Annotated in this window: 16 protein-coding genes; 4 read left to right on the top strand and 12 right to left on the bottom strand. The window is 61.9% G+C overall.

Annotated elements, in window-relative coordinates; translation table 11 throughout:
* Positions 1-57: 57 nt before the first annotated feature.
* The 5 genes from rsmG to E8M83_RS07105 form a co-directional block, all read right to left on the bottom strand.
* On the bottom strand, positions 58-708 hold the full coding sequence (rsmG, locus tag E8M83_RS07085) for a 16S rRNA (guanine(527)-N(7))-methyltransferase RsmG (RefSeq protein ID WP_137172651.1): 651 nt from the start codon (positions 706-708) through the stop codon (positions 58-60).
* Positions 705-2633, bottom strand: coding sequence for a tRNA uridine-5-carboxymethylaminomethyl(34) synthesis enzyme MnmG (gene mnmG, locus E8M83_RS07090; protein ID WP_137172652.1), 1929 nt, complete (start codon positions 2631-2633; stop codon positions 705-707). Before mnmG ends, rsmG begins: the two co-directional genes overlap by 4 nt.
* A 205-nt stretch (positions 2634-2838) precedes the next feature.
* Positions 2839-3609: a TSUP family transporter gene (locus tag E8M83_RS07095; RefSeq protein WP_137172653.1), complete on the bottom strand. Its 771-nt coding sequence runs from the start codon at positions 3607-3609 to the stop codon at positions 2839-2841.
* A gap of 84 nt (positions 3610-3693) precedes the next feature.
* A complete protein-coding gene (locus E8M83_RS07100) occupies positions 3694-4533 on the bottom strand; it encodes an alpha/beta fold hydrolase (protein WP_137172654.1) in 840 nt (279 codons plus the stop codon).
* A gap of 81 nt (positions 4534-4614) precedes the next feature.
* Entirely contained in the window at positions 4615-5040 is a 426-nt protein-coding gene (locus E8M83_RS07105) for a hypothetical protein (RefSeq protein ID WP_137172655.1), read from the bottom strand.
* Positions 5041-5804: 764 nt separating this feature from the next.
* Here E8M83_RS07105 and E8M83_RS07110 point away from each other — a divergent pair.
* Positions 5805-6572: a 5'-methylthioadenosine/adenosylhomocysteine nucleosidase gene (locus E8M83_RS07110; RefSeq protein WP_137172656.1), complete on the top strand. Its 768-nt coding sequence runs from the start codon at positions 5805-5807 to the stop codon at positions 6570-6572.
* Here the strand turns inward: E8M83_RS07110 and ald are convergent.
* Positions 6569-7684 (bottom strand): alanine dehydrogenase, encoded by a 1116-nt coding sequence (gene ald / locus E8M83_RS07115; protein ID WP_137172657.1) that lies wholly within the window; start codon positions 7682-7684, stop codon positions 6569-6571. The genes E8M83_RS07110 and ald overlap by 4 nt on opposite strands.
* 135 nt (positions 7685-7819) lie before the next feature.
* Entirely contained in the window at positions 7820-11467 is a 3648-nt protein-coding gene (gene putA / locus E8M83_RS07120; protein ID WP_137172658.1) for a trifunctional transcriptional regulator/proline dehydrogenase/L-glutamate gamma-semialdehyde dehydrogenase, read from the bottom strand.
* A 211-nt stretch (positions 11468-11678) separates the two neighbouring features.
* On the opposite strand from putA, the gene E8M83_RS07125 reads away from it, so the two are divergent.
* Positions 11679-12134 (top strand): Lrp/AsnC ligand binding domain-containing protein, encoded by a 456-nt coding sequence (locus tag E8M83_RS07125; protein ID WP_005664065.1) that lies wholly within the window; start codon positions 11679-11681, stop codon positions 12132-12134.
* An 88-nt stretch (positions 12135-12222) separates the two neighbouring features.
* Here the strand turns inward: E8M83_RS07125 and E8M83_RS07130 are convergent, their stop codons facing one another.
* Positions 12223-13176 carry a LysR family transcriptional regulator gene (locus tag E8M83_RS07130; protein ID WP_137172659.1) on the bottom strand — a complete coding sequence of 318 codons (954 nt, stop codon included), beginning with the start codon at positions 13174-13176 and terminating at the stop codon, positions 12223-12225.
* Positions 13177-13327: 151 nt separating this feature from the next.
* Between E8M83_RS07130 and E8M83_RS07135 the strand changes: the two genes are divergently transcribed.
* Entirely contained in the window at positions 13328-13612 is a 285-nt protein-coding gene (locus tag E8M83_RS07135) for a hypothetical protein (RefSeq protein WP_137172660.1), read from the top strand.
* 609 nt (positions 13613-14221) lie between these two features.
* Here the strand turns inward: E8M83_RS07135 and E8M83_RS07140 are convergent.
* The 4 genes from E8M83_RS07140 to E8M83_RS07155 form a co-directional block, all read right to left on the bottom strand.
* Positions 14222-14482: a YfhL family 4Fe-4S dicluster ferredoxin gene (locus E8M83_RS07140; RefSeq protein WP_137172661.1), complete on the bottom strand. Its 261-nt coding sequence runs from the start codon at positions 14480-14482 to the stop codon at positions 14222-14224.
* 15 nt (positions 14483-14497) lie between these two features.
* On the bottom strand, positions 14498-14998 hold the full coding sequence (coaD, locus tag E8M83_RS07145; RefSeq protein ID WP_137172662.1) for a pantetheine-phosphate adenylyltransferase: 501 nt from the start codon (positions 14996-14998) through the stop codon (positions 14498-14500).
* Positions 14999-15119: 121 nt separating this feature from the next.
* Positions 15120-15716: a 16S rRNA (guanine(966)-N(2))-methyltransferase RsmD gene (gene rsmD / locus E8M83_RS07150; RefSeq protein ID WP_137172663.1), complete on the bottom strand. Its 597-nt coding sequence runs from the start codon at positions 15714-15716 to the stop codon at positions 15120-15122.
* A gap of 114 nt (positions 15717-15830) precedes the next feature.
* The gene (locus E8M83_RS07155) at positions 15831-16724 is read right to left on the bottom strand and encodes a DUF6279 family lipoprotein (RefSeq protein ID WP_229491443.1); all 894 of its coding nucleotides are present in this window, start codon (positions 16722-16724) and stop codon (positions 15831-15833) included.
* 25 nt (positions 16725-16749) lie between these two features.
* On the opposite strand from E8M83_RS07155, the gene glmU reads away from it, so the two are divergent.
* Complete coding sequence (gene glmU / locus E8M83_RS07160; RefSeq protein ID WP_137172664.1) at positions 16750-18126, top strand: bifunctional UDP-N-acetylglucosamine diphosphorylase/glucosamine-1-phosphate N-acetyltransferase GlmU; 1377 nt, start codon at positions 16750-16752, stop codon at positions 18124-18126.
* Positions 18127-18150: the final 24 nt, after the last annotated feature.

The following is an 18150-nucleotide window of genomic DNA, read 5'->3' on the forward strand; positions in this document are numbered from 1 at the left end:
CATTTGAATGGTTCATACTATATAAACGATATAAACGGTTTATACAGTTAATATGATTTACCCGGTTCGCACTATGAACACCAGGTGACGCTCGGCGCCCAGTCTTGGAACCTGTAGCGGCTGCAAACCCATCACTTTCCACTCCTGTGGAAGCCGTTCGCGCTCCTCGCTCGGCGCCACCCCTTTCAAGGCGATGAATTTACCGCCCTCTTGCAGCAGGTGTCCCGACCAGTTGACGAAATCGGACAGGTCGGCGAACGCGCGCGAGGTGATCACGTCGAATTTGTCGCTCACCTGCAGATCCTGCACCTTCATCGTGTGCACGCTGACGTTGGCCAGCCCGAGCTCCGCCTTGACTTGCGTGAGGAAGGCCGTTTTCTTGTGCACGGTGTCGATCATCGCCACCTTCATGTCAGGGCGGGTGATGGCCAGCACGGTGCCGGGCAAGCCGCCCCCTGCCCCGACGTCCAGCACATTGCGCGCGCCCTCGAATGCCGGCACCGCGGCCAGCGAATCGAGCAGGTGATGGGTCACCATCTGCATCGGGTCACGCAGCGAGGTCAGGTTGTACACCGCATTCCACTTGTGCATCAGCTGCAGGTAGGCCATCAACCTGGTTTGCTGTTCCGGCGTGACGTCCAGTCCCATCTCGGCGATGCCATCGGCCAGCACCTTTGCCAGCGCATCGCGGTCGAACGCATACTTCATTGCGCCGCCTCCGTGGTTGGAGCAAAGCCCTGGACACCGCGTTTTTTCAGGTGCACCAGCAGCAGCGAAATCGCCGCCGGGGTCACGCCCGAAATGCGCGAGGCCTGGCCGAGGGTTTCCGGCCGCTGCTTGTCGAGCTTCTGGCGCACTTCGAACGACAGGGCAGCGATCTCCAGGTAGTTCAGGTTCTCGGGCAGCTTCAGGTTTTCGTAGTGGTCATGGCGTTCGACTTCGCGCGCCTGGCGATCGATATAGCCCGAATACTTCAGCTGGATCTCGACCTGCTCTTTCACGGCCGGATCGTCGACGCCGGGACCGGCGAGCGGTTGGCCTTCGGCGCCCTGCATCGTCATCAGGGTGTTGTATTCGACACCTGGTCTGCGCAGCAGGTCGGCCAGGTTGTACTCGCGCTCGAGTGCCTGTCCTACCACGCGTTCCGATTCGGCCGCAGCCAGGATACGTGGGTTGACCCAGGTCGATTTCAGGCGCTCGAGTTCGCGGGCGACCGCTTCGCGCTTGGTCTCGAAGGCTTGCCAGCGCGCGTCGTCGACGATGCCCAGCTGGCGGCCGACCTCGGTCAGGCGCATGTCGGCGTTATCTTCGCGCAGCGACAGGCGGTACTCGGCGCGGCTGGTGAACATGCGGTAGGGCTCGGCCACGCCCTGCGTGGTGAGGTCGTCGACCAGCACGCCGAGGTAGGCTTCCGAACGGCCCGGCGTCCAGGCATCCTTGCCCTGGGTTTGCAGCGCCGCGTTCAGGCCGGCCAGCAAGCCTTGCGCCGCGGCTTCTTCGTAGCCGGTGGTGCCGTTGATCTGGCCGGCGAAGAACAGGCCCTTGATCGCGCGGGTTTCGAGCGAGGCCTTCAGGCCGCGCGGGTCGAAGTAATCGTATTCGATCGCATAACCGGGACGCAGGATGAAGGCGTTCTCCATGCCGCGCATCGAACGCACCAGTTCGAGCTGGACGTCGAACGGCAGGCTGGTCGAGATCCCGTTCGGATAGAACTCGTTGGTGGTCAGCCCCTCGGGCTCGAGGAAGATCTGGTGCGACTCCTTCGACGCGAAGCGGTGGATCTTGTCTTCGATCGACGGGCAGTAGCGCGGGCCTACGCCTTCGATGACGCCGGTGTACATCGGGCTGCGGTCCAGGCCGGCGCGGATGATGTCGTGGGTGCGCTCATTGGTGTGCGTGACCCAGCACGGCACCTGGCGCGGATGCATCGCCACATTGCCCATATACGAAAACACCGGCACCGGATCGAGGTCGCCCGGCTGTTCGCTCAGCACCGAGAAGTCGATGCTGCGGCCATCGATGCGCGGCGGCGTACCGGTCTTCAACCTGCCCTGCGGCAGCTTGAGTTCCTTCAGGCGCGCGGACAGCGAGGTGGCCGGTGGATCGCCGGCGCGCCCGCCCGAGTAATTCTGCAGGCCGACGTGGATCTTCCCGTCGAGGAAAGTACCGGCGGTCAGCACCACGGCGCGGGCGCGGAACTTCAGGCCGACCTGGGTGACGGCGCCGACCACGCGGTCGCCCTCCACCATCAGGTCATCGACGGCCTGCTGGAACAACCACAGGTTCGGCTGGTTTTCCAGGCGCGAGCGGATCGCCGCCTTGTACAGGACGCGATCGGCCTGCGCGCGGGTGGCGCGCACGGCCGGGCCCTTGGACGAATTCAGGATGCGGAACTGGATGCCCGCTTCGTCGGTGGCAATGGCCATCGCGCCGCCGAGGGCGTCGACTTCCTTGACCAGGTGACCCTTGCCGATGCCGCCGATCGACGGATTGCAAGACATGGCGCCAAGGGTTTCGATATTGTGTGTCAGCAGCAAGGTCTGTTGACCGGTGCGTGCGGACGCGAGTGCTGCTTCGGTGCCGGCATGGCCGCCGCCGACGACGATAACGTCGAATTCAGTTGGAAATAGCATGATGGGATGTGAGGCGAGGAGACTTAATGCGCGATTATAGATTCTTTTTTCTTGCCGGACTCTCGGTCGCCGCGAAAACGACATATTTTGTTTCACGTGAAACCTTATTCTGCAGTTATTACGCTGGTGTTTCACGTGGAACAAGTGGCAAATAAAAAAGCCGGGCTTGAACCCGGTCTCGATGTTTCACGTGGAACAATCAGATTTACCAGCCCAGCTTTGTGAAAGAATCGTAGGCTGTCTTTACAATCAGTGCCGTGACGACGAACAGGAAAAGTTTGCGCACAAAACCGCTGCCATGCTTCAAGGCGAGCCTGGTGCCGATCACGGAACCGACGATCTGACAGCCTGCCATCAACAAGCCGAGTTGCCACAGCAAATGTCCGCTATAGCCGAACCACATCAGCGCCGACAGATTGCAGGCAACGTTGACCACCTTGGCCGCCGCCGACGCACTGAGGAAATCGAAGCCAAAGAAGCGCACAAACAGGAACAGCAGGAAACTGCCGGTGCCCGGACCAAAGAAGCCGTCATAAAAACCGATGGCGGCGCCGATGCCGATCGCCCAGTAACGCTCAGCCATCCCGCTATGCAGCGGCGCATGCACCGCACCCAGGTCCTTCTTCATGAAGGTATAGACGGCAACCGCAACCAGGACGAATGGCAATAGCGCGCGAATGAAATCGGCCGGCACCCGCGTCACGGTCCAGGCGCCGACAAAGGACAAGGCAAACGCGGCGATCGCTGCCGGCGCCGCCGTGCTCCACGCAACCCGCACCCGGCGCGCGTAACTGGCGGCTGCCGAGCTCGTACCGAAGATCGCTGCGAGTTTATTGGTGCCGAGGATGGTCGCCGGCGCTTCCTTCGGCAACAGGGAAAACATGGCGGGAAGCTGGATCAGGCCGCCGCCGCCGACAACGGCGTCGACCAGGCCGGCAGCGAAGGCAGCGCCGCCAAGCCAAACAACATCGATCATGGAAGACTTTCAGGGGAGGTGCAGAGCCGATATTCTACGGCAAGCATGCCGTACCGACACGGCGCCGCCCTCTCCTACGGCGGCTCACGCCGGCGTGACGGCAGCCGTGGTCGTGGCGAATTCGATGAGCAGGGTATTGAGCTTTTCAGCACCCGACAGTTGCAGCCAATGACCGACACCATCGATGCGCGCATACTGGAAACCAGCGCGGCATTGCTCGCGTGTTTCGAGCATCTGCCGCTCGCCCAATGCGGGATCGTGTTCGCTCCAGACACCCAGCACCGGCACATCGACTGGCTTCCATCGGCGTGTGCTGGATGCCTTCAGGTTCGCCCGATAGTAATTGAGCGCGGCGGTCAGGCGGCCCTGGGGCGCCAATGCATCGATCCAGAGCTGCTGCTGTTCACGGCTGCGGTTCATCGATCGCAAGGCCGCCCAGTTCCCGGCTTTCAACAGCGTTTCGGCCAGGACCGGCGTTACGAACACGCCCATATACCAGAAGCGCAGCTTCTGCCCGAGCCCCGCTTTTGCGATCGCCTTCGGATGCCCGACCGACAGCGCTGCATAGCGGCTGACCCGCTGCGGCGCATGCATGGCGAGATGCCAGCCGATCAGGGCGCCCCAGTCGTGACCGACCACGGTCGCCTGCTCGATGCCCAGCGCATCCATCAGGCGCAATACATCGTCGGCAAGGAAATCGATCGCATAGGCGCCGGCCTCGCCCGGCATATCGGTCTTGCCGTAGCCGCGCAGATCGGGAGCGATGACGCGGAAACCTGCCGCGGCCAGTGCCGGAATCTGGCGGCGCCAGATCGCATGGGTATCCGGGAAGCCATGCAGGAGCACAACTGGCGCGCCCTCACCGGCCGTCACGTAATGCATGTTCAAGCCATTGACATTGGCGTACTGCGACACGACGTCCATTCGTTTCCCCTGTACCGCAGCTCAACGGAAATACAGCTTACCAGAACGTAAACGCCTGTCCAGACCCCAGCTGTGGATAAGCTATTTGATATCCACAGGCATCGTTTGTGTAGAACTCGGCTTTTTTGCACAGGCAAAAATCTTGTCCAGATTTGCCACCAAGGAGTTTGCGCAGCAGTGCACCGACTTATCCGTGACGTAAATCCATGATTTCGCGCTCTTTAATGGGCTTGTCCACAGAAAGCTGCTGCCGTTAACCACTACTATCAATGTTGTATACAGATCTTGGTTGTAAACCTGGCGAGCCCCGAATAAAAAAAAATTCGCCAGCCCGTGGCAAATCGGAACATCGCTGACGCGCCTGCCAAACATTCCAGTCGCCTTCATCGCCAGGCAAGTCGATTCCTCATCCTGCGTGACCAGCTTGAATAGGAATCTGGGGGCTGTGGAAAACCCGATGCATATCCACAGCATGGAATGTGCAAAAACCCCTGCTTCATCGACCACCGAAATTTCTATCCAGTTTTCCTACAGCGCCATCACAAGCGTTTTCCAGCGGGTTAACACGACCGTAAACTACTGATGTTGTGGAAAAAACTGGATTTATCCACAAAGACGTATGCGTTTACTATTACTACCATTCTGTATACAAGCTTTTAGATACAACAACATAGGAAATCCGCCGCCACCATCGTCAACGCAATCCGCCGACTGCAAGCCAAAAACGGGGGAGTCACAACGATCGACGATGACTTGGCAATGCTGACTGGATCGGGCTTGTGGAAAAGCCGCTGCATATCCACAGGAGCAGATGTGCAGAACAGGTGGTTTTCCTGAAAGCGAATTTGTTGTCCAAGAATCGTTCAAACCGAACGCAAGCTTTTTCCAGCCCGTAAACGACGCCGTAAACCATTGATACTGTGGAGTAAACGGGCTTTATCCACAGAGAACGTCGCGTTTACCTACTACTATCAATCTTGTATACATATCTCTTAATTAAATAAGCAAACACAGGGCAAGCAAAAAAAAGCGTCTTCCAGAACAGATCGATCACCCCTTCCAGCAAGTTCCTCGAGCAACACACATGACAAACTGAAAGCGATACAAGCTGTGTACAATCCGTGCCTTATGCACAGTTGCCTGTCTGAACGACCTTTAGAAGCGTCGAGGAGGCGCTGGAAGCGATTCGCAGCACATGCCGATGCTGCGCCTTGCTGGAAGGCTTGCAACGCCCCAAAACGTCTCTCCACCTTTTCAATTAGTAGAAAAACATGCGTCTAGGGATCATCAGCGCCTTGCACGAAGAACAGGCAGGGCTCGTAGAAGCCATGGAAGGGCCCGCCACGCTCATCTACGGCAAACGCGAGTTCCGGGTCGGACGACTGTGGGAAATCGACGCTGTGTGCGTTTTATCGCGTATTGGGAAGGTTGCTGCTGCCATGACCGCGACTACGCTTGTGGAAAAGTTCGGAGTTACGCACATCCTCTTCACGGGCGTTGCCGGTGCGGGGGATAAAACGATCCGGGTCGGCGACATCGTGGTGGCAGAATCGCTGGTCCAGCACGATATGGATGCGAGTCCCTTGTTCCCGCGATTCGAGGTGCCGCTCACCGGCCAGACGCATTTCCAGCCCGACCAGCAATTCTCGACGCGCCTGTCCGGCGCCGCCCACGCTTTCCTTGAATCCGATTTCCTGGACACGATCGCCGAATCCGAAAGACAGGCCTTCGGTCTCGCACAGCCACGAGTGCATCGCGGCCTGATCGCCAGCGGCGACCAGTTCGTCAACGATCGGCTGCGGATCGAGGCGCTGAACGACGCCTTGCCCGGCCTGGTCGCGGTGGAAATGGAAGGCGCCGCGGTGGCGCAGGTCTGCCATGAACTGGACGTGCCGTTCGCCGTCATCCGCGCGATCTCGGACAACGCCAACGAAAACGCGGCCCACGACTTCATGCGCTTCGTGATGTCGGTGGCCGCGCAGTATGCTTTTCATATCACTCGGCGCCTGTGCCGGGATCTTGCGCACGAGTCCCTCTAGCCCAGCAGCGAATCGGCCGGAATGTAGTCGTAGCCCAGGGCTTGGGCGACGGCTTCGAAGGTGACCTTGCCCTGGCAGACGTTCAGGCCACGGCGCAGGTGGATATCGTCCGCCAGCGCGCGCTGCCAGCCCTTGTTGGCGAGCGCCAGGGCATGGCCGATGGTGGCGTTGTTGAGGGCGAAGGTCGAGGTGCGCGCCACCGCGCCCGGCATATTCGCCACGCAGTAGTGGACCACGCCGTCGACCAGGAAGGTCGGATCGGCATGCGTCGTCGGGTGCGAGGTCTCGAAGCAGCCGCCCTGGTCGATCGCCACGTCGACCACCACCGCGCCCTTCTTCATGCGCGACACCATATCGCGCGTGACCAGCTTGGGCGCTGCGGCGCCCGGCACCAGCACGCCGCCGATCACCAGGTCGGCGGACAGCACGGCTTCCTCGAGCGCGTGGCCATTGGAAAACAGGGTCGAGATGCGGTTGCCGAACACCAGGTCGAGCTGGCGCAGCCGGTCGACATTCTTGTCGAGCACCGTGACCCGCGCACCGGTGCCGACCGCCATCTGCAGCGCATTGGTGCCGACCACGCCGGCGCCGATGATGACGATGTGGCCGGCCGCCACGCCGGGCACGCCGCCCAGCAGAAGGCCCATGCCGCCACGCGATTTTTCCAGGTGGGCTGCGCCGGCCTGGATCGACATGCGGCCGGCGACTTCGCTCATCGGCGCGAGCAGGGGCAAGCCGCCGCCCGGGCCGGTGATCGTTTCATAGGCAATGCAGACGGCGCCCGACTTGACCAGGGCGGCGGTTTGCCCGGGATCGGGGGCGAGGTGGAGGTAGGTATAGAGAATCTGGCCTTCGCGCAGCATCGCGCATTCAGCCGCTTGCGGCTCCTTGACCTTGACGATCAGGTCGGCGCGTGCGAAGACTTCTTGTGCGCTGTCGACGATGGTGGCGCCGGCGGCGGTGTACTGGGCGTCATCCAGGCCGATATCGATGCCTGCGCCTTGCTGGACGATGACCTGGTGGCTGCGTGACACGAGTTCGTGGACCGAAGGCGGCGTGAGGCCGACGCGGTATTCGTGGTTCTTGATTTCCTTTGGAACGCCTACAAGCATGGTTGTCTCCTGTTGTGTTGTGCTGCTGCTGACTCTCCTGCTGTTCTATTCATTGTTGAACGCGTCGGCGGCAAAGCCGCCAACCCTACGGAACGGGTGGCGGGAGAACCCGCCCACCCGGTGTGATGACGATTCTTACAGGCCCAGCGTCATCAGGCTTGCGTTGCCGCCAGCCGCCGTCGTGTTGACGCAGACGGCGCGCTCCGCGATCAAGCGCCACAGGTCGACCGGGACCAGGACGTCGGTGTCGACGATGCCGACGATCGCACCCGGACGCGCCGCCAGTTGGGTACGCAGCGAGCCGGCCAGGCCGGTTTCGACCAGCGCGATCGCGATGTCGGCCGCGTCGATCTCTTCCTTGCCCACGAAGCGCACGCGTTCCTTCACCGCTGGCGGCAGGTCGGCCGGGATCGATTCCGGCGTCGGCGCCAGCACCAGCGCGCGGTTGCCGGTGGCGAGGGTGGCTGCCAGTTGATTGAGCAGGCCGGCCGCCGTGCCCGGCGCGCACAGCACCGTGCCGCGCGGCGTGAACGACAGGCGGTTGCTTTCGCCGGTCGGGCCGGGCAGGTCCATCGATACGCCGTTGAGCGAGGTGCGCGCATAGCCTTCGGCCAGCGCGGCCACCGGTTGCTGGCCGTTGGCGCGCAGCCAGCCGAGCAAGGCTTCGAGCGCCGCTTCTGGTTGGCGCACGTGGTCCATCAACGGCGCCGCGCCGCGCTGCAGGCGCTTCAGGTAGAGCGGTCCGCCGGCCTTCGGACCGGTGCCCGACTTGCCTTCGCCGCCGAACGGCTGCACGCCGACCACCGCGCCGACGATATTGCGGTTGACGTAGATATTGCCGACGTGGGCGCGGTTGACGATGGTGTCGATGGTTTCATCGATGCGCGAGTGCACGCCCAGGGTCAGGCCATAGCCGGTGGCGTTGATCGCATCGATCACCGAAGGCAGATCGGCGCGCCGATAGCGCACGATATGCAGCACCGGGCCAAAGACTTCCTGCTTGAGCTCCGCCAGCGAGGCGATTTCGAGCACCGTCGGCGGCACAAAGGTGCCGGCATCAAGCACCGACGCCGGCAGGTCTAGCGCGAAGTGGCTGCGCGCGGTGGCCTTGGTGCGCTCGATGTGGGCCAGCAAGTTGCGCTGAGCCTCGGCATCGATCACCGGGCCGATATCGGTCGCCAGGCGGTCCGGGCTGCCCACGCGCAGTTCCTGCATCGCGCCCTTGAGCATCTTGACGGTCTTGTCGGCGATGTCTTCTTGCAGGAACAGCACGCGCAGCGCCGAGCAGCGCTGGCCGGCCGAGTCGAAGGCCGAAGAGAGGACGTCCTGCACTACCTGTTCCGGCAGCGCCGACGAATCGACGATCAGCGCGTTCTGGCCGCCGGTTTCCGCTACCAGCGGAATGTCGATGCCTTCCTGCTCCGCGCGCTTGGCCAGGGTGCGGTTGATCAGCTGGGCGACCTCGGTCGAACCGGTGAAGATCACGCCCTTGATGCGGCTGTCCGCCGTCAGGGCGGCGCCGACCACTTCGCCGCGGCCCGGCAGCAGCTGCAGCGCGGCGCGCGGCATGCCCGCCTCGAGGAACAGCTCCACCGCGCGGGCGGCGATCAATGGGGTTTGCTCGGCCGGCTTGGCCAGCACCACGTTGCCGGCCGCGAGGGCGGCGGCGACCTGGCCGGTGAAGATCGCGAGCGGGAAGTTCCAGGGGCTGATGCAGCTGACCGGTCCCAGTGCCTCAGCTTGCGCCGAGCCGCGCACCTGCACCGCGTAGTAGCGCAGGAAGTCGACCGCTTCGCGCAGTTCGGCGATCGCGTTCGGCAGCGATTTACCGGCTTCGCGCACGGCCAGGGCCATCAGCTCGATACCGTTCTGCTCGAACAGGTCGGCGGTGCGTTGCAGGATGGCGGCGCGTTCGTGCGTCGCGGTGGCGGCCCATTCGCCGGCGAAAGCGCAGGCCGCGGCCAGGGCGGTTTCGACGTCGGCGCGCGAGGCCTCGCTCACCTGCCCGACGACATCGCTCGAGACCGCGGGATTGACCACATTGGCAAGCTGGCCGGCGTCGACCGAACCCGCGATCAGCGGGCCGGCGACGTGCTGGCGCTGCTGCGCGAGGCCGTCGGCCACGCTGGCCAGGATGTCTTCATTGACCAGGTCCATGCCGCTCGAGTTCTTGCGCTCGGCGCCGAACATATCGAGCGGCAGCGCGATCGCCGGATGCGGCTTGCCGCCGCTGGCGCGTGCGACCTCGAAGGGATCGGTGAGCAGCGAATCGATCGCCACGTTCTCGTCGACGATCTGGTTCACGAACGAGGAGTTGGCGCCGTTTTCCAGCAGGCGGCGCACCAGGTAGGCCAGCAGGGTTTCGTGCGAACCGACCGGCGCATAGATGCGGCAGGCCTTGTCGAGGTTCTTGCTGCCCACGACCTGGTCGTACAGGGTCTCGCCCATGCCGTGCAGGCACTGGAATTCGTAGTTGCTGACGTTGGCGAGCTTGGCCCAGGTGTAGATCACCGACAGCGAGTGCGCGTTGTGGGTCGCGAACTGCGGATACAGCAGGTCGGCCGCCGCCAGCAGCTTGCGTGCGCAGGTCAGGTAGGACACGTCGGTGTATACCTTGCGCGTGTAGACCGGATAGCCCGGCATGCCGTCGACCTGGGCGCGCTTGATCTCGGCGTCCCAGTAGGCGCCCTTCACCAGGCGCACCATGAATTTGCGGCCGCTGCGCTTGGCCAGGTCGACCAGGTAGTCGATCACGAACGGGCAGCGTTTTTGATAGGCCTGCACCACCAGGCCAATGCCTTCGAAGCCGGCCAATTCAGGGTCAAAGGCGAGTGCTTCGAGCATGTCGAGCGAGATCTCGAGGCGGTCGGCTTCCTCGGCGTCGATATTGATGCCGATGTTATAGGTCTTGGCCAGCAGGACCAGGCTGCGCACGCGCGGCAGCAGTTCGCCCATCACGCGCGCATACTGCGCACGGCTGTAGCGCGGATGCAGGGCCGACAGCTTGATCGAGATGCCCGGGCCGTCCTTGATGCCGCGGCCGTTCGAGGCCTTGCCGATCGCGTGGATGGCGGCTTCGTACGAGGCGTAGTAATTCTTCGCATCGCTCTCGGTCAGCGCGGCCTCGCCCAGCATGTCGTAGGAGTAGCGGTAGCCGCGGGTCTCGTTCTCGCGGCTGTTCTTCAGGGCCTCGTCGATGGTCTGGCCGGTGACGAACTGGTTGCCCAGCATCCGCATCGCCATGTCGACGCCCTTGCGGATCAGCGGCTCGCCGCCCTTGGCGATCAGGCGCGTGAGCGCCGAGCCGAGTCCCTGCTCGCTATTGGTCGAGACCAGCTTGCCGGTGATGAGCAGGCCCCAGGTCGCCGCGTTGACGAACAGCGACGGCGATTCGCCCAGGTGCTTGCGCCAGTCGCCACGGCTGATCTTGTCGGCGATCAGGCGGTCGGCGGTCTCGCTGTCCGGGATGCGCAGCAGGGCTTCGGCCAGGCACATCAGCGCAACGCCTTCTTCGGACGACAGCGAGAACTCGTGCATCAACGCATCCACGCCCGAGGCGCGGGTACGCTTTTCGCGTACGCTCGAGACCAGGCGATGCGCCAGCGGCTGGGCGTCCGCACTCGGTGTGGCACCCTGGGCCAGCAGCCATTGCACGGCCTCTGTTTCTTCGCGGCGGTAGGCAGCGGTGATGGCGGCGCGCAGTGACGTCTGCTCGCGCTTGATTTCAGCGTGGAGGGCGTCGAAGGGGACGAAGGTGGAGGCCGGCGAAGCAGCAATCTGCATGGCTATCTAGTCAAAAGAAATATCACAACGAAGGGCACCGTACAGCAAAAGCGCCGTCCCACAAATGGTGGTCGGCGCGGTTTGGACGTCGGTGGAAATGATTCGATTGTAGAAGGATTTCTTCTGGATTTATTCTGTTTTTAAACCAGACTAGCAATAGATAGTTTTTGATGCGACAATCTGACCGAATAATATTTACGGGAGACACCCGATGTTGGACAAGATCAGCAAGAAGATTCTAGCAGAGCTGCAGAATGACGGCCGCATCAGCAACGTGGAGCTGGCGGCGAGGGTCAACCTGTCGCCGGCGGCCTGCCTCGAGCGCGTGCGCAAACTGCACGAATCGGGCTACATCATGGGCTACACGGCCCAGCTCAACCCGCAGCTGCTCGATGTGTCGCTGCTGGTCTTCATCGAGGTCGTACTCGATCGTACCACTCCCGAGGTATTCGATGCGTTCAAGCAGAGCGTGCAAATGATCCCGGAGGTGCTGGAATGCCATATGGTGGCCGGCGGCTTCGACTACCTGGTCAAGGCGCGCGTAAAGGACATGGCGGCCTACCGCGAATTCCTGGGCAAGACCTTGCTGCAAAAAGGTGTGCGCGAAACCCACACCTACGCGGTGATGGAAGAGGTCAAGAACACGACCAAGCTGCCGATTCGTTAAGCACACGACAGCGCTGCAAACAAAAACGGCCAGGCATATCGCCTGGCCGTTTTTGTTTCACGTGAAGCAATTTGACGCGCTGGCGCTGTCAGACGATCTTGCGTACCCCGGTCTTGGACGCGCTTTCCGCCATCGATTCCAGGTTCTTGCGCAACCAGCGGTGGGCCGGACTGCGGCCGTCGCGTTCGTGCCACAACATGTCCAGGTGGACTGCCGGCAGCTGCAGGGGCAGCTCTTTCCAGATCAGCACGTCGGTCATGCCGGTCGAGACCATCAAGTGCTTCGGCAACACGGTAATCAGGTCGGAGTTCGCCACCACCCTGCCCGCCGTGAAGAACTGGTTTACCGTCAGCAGGATGCGGCGTTCGCGGCCGACCTGGGCCAGTGCCTCGTCGACCAGGCCATGCGCGCGGCCCGAGAAGCTCACCAGCAGGTGATTTGCCTTGCAATAGGTATCGAGATCGAGCTTTTCCTTGGCCAGCGGGTGATCCTTGCGCATCACGCAGACATACACGCCCGAATACAGGCGCTCGTGGCGGATCGGCGAGCCCGTTTCGTACGACAGTTGGGCCGCGACGCCGGGGAAGAAGCCGACGGCCAGGTCGATGTCGCCCCGCAGCAGCATCGGACGCGGTTCGCGCGTGGTCAGCGGCACCATGCGGATGTTGACGCCCGGCGCCTCGCTTTCGATCGAGCGCATCAGCGACGGCAGCCACAGCGCCGCGGTCGCGTCGGCCATCGCCATGCGGAAGGTGGCCTGCGCCTTGGAGACGTCGAAGGTTTCCGGCATCACCGCCGCTTCCAGCGCCGCCAGGGCCTGGCGCACGGCCGGCCATAGGGCTTCGGCACGCGGAGTCGGTTTCACGCCGTAGGCGGTGCGGATCAAGAGTTCGTCACCCAGGCTTTCTCGCAGTCGCTTGATCGCATTCGATACCGCGGGCTGGGTCATGGCCAGATGGCCGGCGGCGCGGGTCAGGTTTTGCTCGGTCATGACTGCGTCGAATACGCGCAGCAGATTCAGGTCAAGCGTCAGAAAGCTCATGGGAGTCAGGAGAAAACTGTTGTGAATACAAGTGACGGATACAAGTGTACCGCAAATCATTCACAAACAGTATAAGGGCCATCAGGGAACAAAATTAGATTTATATGTTGCGACGCACTATAGTTCTCAACAATAACAGAACGAGCCTATCATGTCTTCCACCGCCACCCTAGTCCAAGCCGCCGCCGCCGTACCTTACGGCCAGGTATTCAGCACGACCGTCTATCTTGCCATGCTGGCTGGCTTCGTCCTGTTCTTCCGTCCGCTGCTGGTCGGCATCGGCCGCGCGCTGTACCTGACCGTGCGCCCACGCCGCACCAAGGCCGAGATCGCCGCCCGCCGCGCCCTGGACGAAGCGCTGGCGCTCAAGCGCAAGCTGGCCGGCCTGGATCCGGTCGACGCCGCCGAAGCGCGCGCAATGGGCATCCGCCACTGATTATCACCGAACTCCTCCCCTGACGCGGTCTCCGGAAACGGACGCCGCGTTTTTTTTCGTCCCTGCTTTCTGCAGGCTCTCAATACTTCTTCTTGACGGGCTCGAAAATGCCCGGTTGTCTCGTCACGCCCAGTGACTTTGCGTTACCGGGGTTTTCTTGGTCATTTGATTTAACAAAATTCACAAATAGTCAAAAATCGATGACCCTTATGTAATGGCTGATATTGCGGGTTGAGGTATAGATGAGCTAATAATAATGTGAATAGAGCAGATGTTAGCCGATTTTAATGGACAAGCCTAGCGCTAACTGTCGTGTCCTGATCTTCGAAAGATACGCCTATTTAATGTAATATATATGTGATTTAATAGTAAATAGAACGAAGTTGACATAGTTCACATTTAAGATCGATAGAAATTTTACTTATGGTTTTGTCTCGACCGAGCGAAAGTAGTAGACCGGAAAGCACGGGAATGCGAAGACCAAGTCTGGATTGTGGAGCAATGCGAAACACATGCACGTACGGACGCCGCATGCCGGTCGATCCGGCACGCGCTCAGGAAACTCAGCAGGAAATAAAAAAGCCGGCGAGAAGGCCGGCTTGGGAGGGGTCAGGCGACGGCTTTGTCGGCCGTCAGTCGTTCGTACTTGATGAGGAGTTCTTCGCGCGATTCGCGCCATTCCGGATTGAGGGGAATGCAGGCAACCGGGCACAGCTGCACACATTGCGGCTCATCGAAATGGCCGACGCATTCGGTGCATTTGTGCGGATCGATCTGGTAATACTCTTCGCCCATCGAAATCGCATCGTTCGGGCATTCGGGTTCGCAGACGTCGCAGTTGATGCAGTCGTCGGTAATCAGTAAGGCCATGGCAAGTCTCGAGGATCAGGCCTTCGGGGCGTCCGCCAGGCTGGCGATCTTCTTTTGCAGCCAGCGGTCGACCGAAGGGAAAACGAATTTGGACACGTCGCCGCCCAGCAGCGCGATCTCGCGCACGATGGTGCCCGAGATGAACTGGTACTGGTCGGACGGGGTCAGGAACATGGTTTCGACATCGGGCAGCAAGTAGCGGTTCATGCCCGCCATCTGGAACTCGTATTCGAAATCGGATACCGCGCGCAAGCCGCGCACGATGACGCGGGCGTCGTGCTTGCGCACGAAGTCCTTGAGCAGGCCCGAGAAGCTTTCGACCTGCACATTGGGGTAATGGCCAAGCACTTCGTTGGCGATATCCAGGCGCTCTTCGAGCGTGAAGAACGGACGTTTGTTGCGGCTGTCGGCGACGCCGACCACCAGTCGGTCGAACAGGCCGGATGCGCGACGTACCAAATCCTCGTGGCCGCGGGTGAGCGGATCGAACGTACCTGGATAAACGGCTACAACCATTGCGGCTCCCTAAATATGACACCCTGTTGGAACGCGCATTATGCCTGAAAACACGGCATTCGCCCCATGCCGGGGCGGGTTTTGCCCAATGGTTGTGCAGTATCTACCGCATCGGCGAGAGCTAAACAGGCTTTTCTTGCAGCTTCAGCAAATGGTAATACACCATGCCCGCCTTGTCGGCGCGCACCGTTTCCCAGCCGAGCAGCCATTCGGGAACCTCATCGCCTTCGGTCGGCAACGGCGTCTCGGCTTCGGCATACACCATGCCGCCCTCGGCCAGCAGCGCGGCGCACAGCGGCAAGGTCTTGGCCAACAAATCCTGTTGATAAGGCGGGTCGAGGAAGATCACGTCGAAGCGCTGGCCGCGGGTGGCCAGGTCGCGCGCCAGGATCAAGGCGTCGGCGCGCAGGACGGTGATATTGGCGGCCTTGAGCTTGTCGCGGTTGGCTTCCAGCTGGCGCACGGCCGGGGCGTGGTTGTCGACCATCGTCACCAAGGCGGCGCCACGGCTGGCCGCTTCGAAGCCGAGCACGCCGGAGCCGGCGTACAGGTCGAGCACGCTGGCCTGGTCCCAGTCGCTGCCGAGCTGGTGGTTGATCCAGTTGAAGACGGTTTCGCGCACGCGGTCGGGCGTGGGACGCAGGCCGAGGGCGTCGACCACTGGCAACAGGGTGCGTTTCCAGGTGCCGCCGATGATGCGAACCTGATGCTGGGCCATGCGCGGCGCGCCGTGGGGCTTGGCGGCCTGGGGCCTCGATTTTGTGGACTTTCTTTGCATGGGCGGCACTATAGCATGCAGGTTTCCACGTCTGCGCGGGCCGCCCTGCCCGGTTTATTTGCCTGCCGCCAGTGCCTCGAAATCGTTGATCCAGCCCTGCATGCGCTGCTGTGCATGGGCCTTCTGCTGCGGTGTCGCCAGCTTGATCGCGCTCAGGATGTATTTCGTCGTATGGTCGATGCTGGCGTCATAGAAGGCCTTGCGCTCGGGCGACTCCATGCGCGTAAACAGCTCGCGCATCAGGCCCTGCACCTTGGCCGTGGTCTGGTCGCGGTTGAGCTTTTTCTGCTGTACCTCTTGCAGCAGCGCCAAGACACGGCGCTGGCGATGCTGGCGTTCCTCGAGCCATTGCTGGTTGTCGAGCGGGCGCAGGTCGGAAGCGCGGCGCAGGGCCGCTTCTTGCTCGCTGCTGAAGCGGCCGAACCACAACTCCATCTGTTCCATCGATTTCTTGAAACGCGCGCGCTGGCGCTTTTCGACGCTGCCGCTCATGAACTTGCGCCGGTATTCGTCGTTCTTGTCCTTGAATTTCTTTTCGATATTGCCGATCTGCTCGGGCGTGATCGACATGGCCAGCGTTGTCAGTTCGGGCACCGCGCGCTGGGCCAGGCGCTCGCCGCGCACGCGGATTTCGCGGTAGGCGCCGGTCAGGTCGGCCTGGCTGGGATTGCCTGCCAGCTTCTGCTGGAAATTGCCCAGTAGCGAGGCGTAATCGCGCAATTGCGTCTGGCGGTGCCATTGGAACAAGCCATTGATGTCGCGCTTGGCGACGCTGGCCTGTTGTCCTTCAAAGTCGACATAGGAATCCATCCACCAGTACAGTAAGGTATCGCCCTGGTTGTACGAGAAGCGAATGGTGCTGCAACCGGCGGCCAGGGCCAGCAAGGCGATGGCCAATAGCGCAAAGGTGTGCCGGAACACGGTATCCTGCATGCTAAAATTTTTCATATTTTCAACTTTTTGAGAACGGCTTATGAACGTTGTGATCCTCGCCGCCGGCATGGGCAAACGCATGCAGTCTGCCCTGCCGAAAGTTTTGCACCCATTGGCTGGTAAGCCACTGTTGCGTCACGTCATCGATGCGGCCCGTAGCCTGAGCCCGAAGAAATTATGTGTGATTTACGGCCACGGCGGCGCAGCGGTGCCCGAGATGGTGTCCGCGCTGGCGCAAGAGACCGACAGCACGATCGACACCGCGCTGCAGCAGCCGCAGCTGGGCACCGGCCACGCGGTCATGCAGGCCGTGCCGCAACTGGACGATGCGGACGCTACCTTGGTGCTGTACGGCGACGTGCCGCTGACCACGGTCGACACCCTGCGCCGCCTGGTCGAGGCTGCCGGCAGCGACAAGCTGGGCATTCTTACCGTCGAGCAGGCCAATCCCTTCGGCTTGGGCCGGATCGTGCGCGAGGACGGCAAGATCGTGCGCATCGTCGAAGAAAAAGACGCCAGCGAGGCCGAGCGGGCGATTCGCGAAATCAATAGCGGCATCATGGCGATCCCGACCCGCCACCTCAAGAAGTGGCTGGCGGCGCTGTCCAACAACAATGCCCAGGGCGAGTACTACCTGACCGATATCGTGGCCCAGGCCGTGGCGGACGGCGTGCCGGTCGTCTCGGCGCAACCGTCGGGCGAATGGGAAGTGGCTGGCGTCAACAGCAAAGTGCAGTTGGCCGAGCTCGAGCGTCGTCATCAGTTGAATATCGCTCATGCCCTGTTGGAAAAAGGCGTGACCTTGATGGATCCGGCGCGCATCGATGTGCGCGGAGAACTGATTTGCGGCCGCGATGTCGTCATCGACGTCGGCTGCGTGTTCGAAGGCCGGGTCGAGCTGGCCGATGGCGTCAAGGTCGGCGCCAACTGCGTGCTGGTCGGCGCCTCGGTCGGTGCGGGCGCCAATATCAAGCCGTTCTGCCATATCGAAGGCGCCGCCATTGGCGCGGCCTCGCAGATCGGACCCTACGCGCGCCTGCGTCCGGGCACCGAGCTGGGCGAGGACGTCCATATCGGCAACTTCGTCGAGGTCAAGAACAGCACCGTGGCCGCGCACAGCAAGGCCAACCACCTGGCCTATGTCGGCGACACGACCGTCGGCTCGCGCGTAAACATCGGCGCCGGCGTCATTACCTGCAACTACGACGGCGCCAACAAGTTCCGCACCGTGATCGAGGACGAGGTGTTCGTGGGCAGCGACAGCCAGCTGATAGCGCCGGTCACGATCGGCAAGGGCGCGACCATCGGCGCCGGCACCACGCTCACCAAGGATGCGCCGGCCGGCAAGCTGACTATCTCGCGGCCCAAGCAAATGACCATCGAGGGATGGACGCGGCCAGTGAAAGTGAAGAAGTAATCCACCGGCTATCGACAGGGTAAT

The sequence above is a fragment of the Massilia sp. HP4 genome (genome assembly GCF_005222695.1).
In the GTDB taxonomy this organism is placed as follows: Bacteria; Pseudomonadota; Gammaproteobacteria; order Burkholderiales; family Burkholderiaceae_D; genus Telluria.

Excerpts from the sequence above, each read along its gene's own strand:
- rsmG (WP_137172651.1), bottom strand. The coding sequence starts at position 708 with ATGAAGTATGCGTTCGACCGCGATGCGCTGGCAAAGGTGCTGGCCGAT.
- mnmG (WP_137172652.1), bottom strand. The coding sequence starts at position 2,633 with ATGCTATTTCCAACTGAATTCGACGTTATCGTCGTCGGCGGCGGCCAT.
- E8M83_RS07095 (WP_137172653.1), bottom strand. The coding sequence starts at position 3,609 with ATGATCGATGTTGTTTGGCTTGGCGGCGCTGCCTTCGCTGCCGGCCTG.
- E8M83_RS07100 (WP_137172654.1), bottom strand. The coding sequence starts at position 4,533 with ATGGACGTCGTGTCGCAGTACGCCAATGTCAATGGCTTGAACATGCAT.
- E8M83_RS07110 (WP_137172656.1), top strand. The coding sequence starts at position 5,805 with ATGCGTCTAGGGATCATCAGCGCCTTGCACGAAGAACAGGCAGGGCTC.
- ald (WP_137172657.1), bottom strand. The coding sequence starts at position 7,684 with ATGCTTGTAGGCGTTCCAAAGGAAATCAAGAACCACGAATACCGCGTC.
- putA (WP_137172658.1), bottom strand. The coding sequence starts at position 11,467 with ATGCAGATTGCTGCTTCGCCGGCCTCCACCTTCGTCCCCTTCGACGCC.
- E8M83_RS07125 (WP_005664065.1), top strand. The coding sequence starts at position 11,679 with ATGTTGGACAAGATCAGCAAGAAGATTCTAGCAGAGCTGCAGAATGAC.
- E8M83_RS07130 (WP_137172659.1), bottom strand. The coding sequence starts at position 13,176 with ATGAGCTTTCTGACGCTTGACCTGAATCTGCTGCGCGTATTCGACGCA.
- E8M83_RS07135 (WP_137172660.1), top strand. The coding sequence starts at position 13,328 with ATGTCTTCCACCGCCACCCTAGTCCAAGCCGCCGCCGCCGTACCTTAC.
- E8M83_RS07140 (WP_137172661.1), bottom strand. The coding sequence starts at position 14,482 with ATGGCCTTACTGATTACCGACGACTGCATCAACTGCGACGTCTGCGAA.
- coaD (WP_137172662.1), bottom strand. The coding sequence starts at position 14,998 with ATGGTTGTAGCCGTTTATCCAGGTACGTTCGATCCGCTCACCCGCGGC.
- rsmD (WP_137172663.1), bottom strand. The coding sequence starts at position 15,716 with ATGGCCCAGCATCAGGTTCGCATCATCGGCGGCACCTGGAAACGCACC.
- E8M83_RS07155 (WP_229491443.1), bottom strand. The coding sequence starts at position 16,724 with ATGAAAAATTTTAGCATGCAGGATACCGTGTTCCGGCACACCTTTGCG.
- glmU (WP_137172664.1), top strand. The coding sequence starts at position 16,750 with ATGAACGTTGTGATCCTCGCCGCCGGCATGGGCAAACGCATGCAGTCT.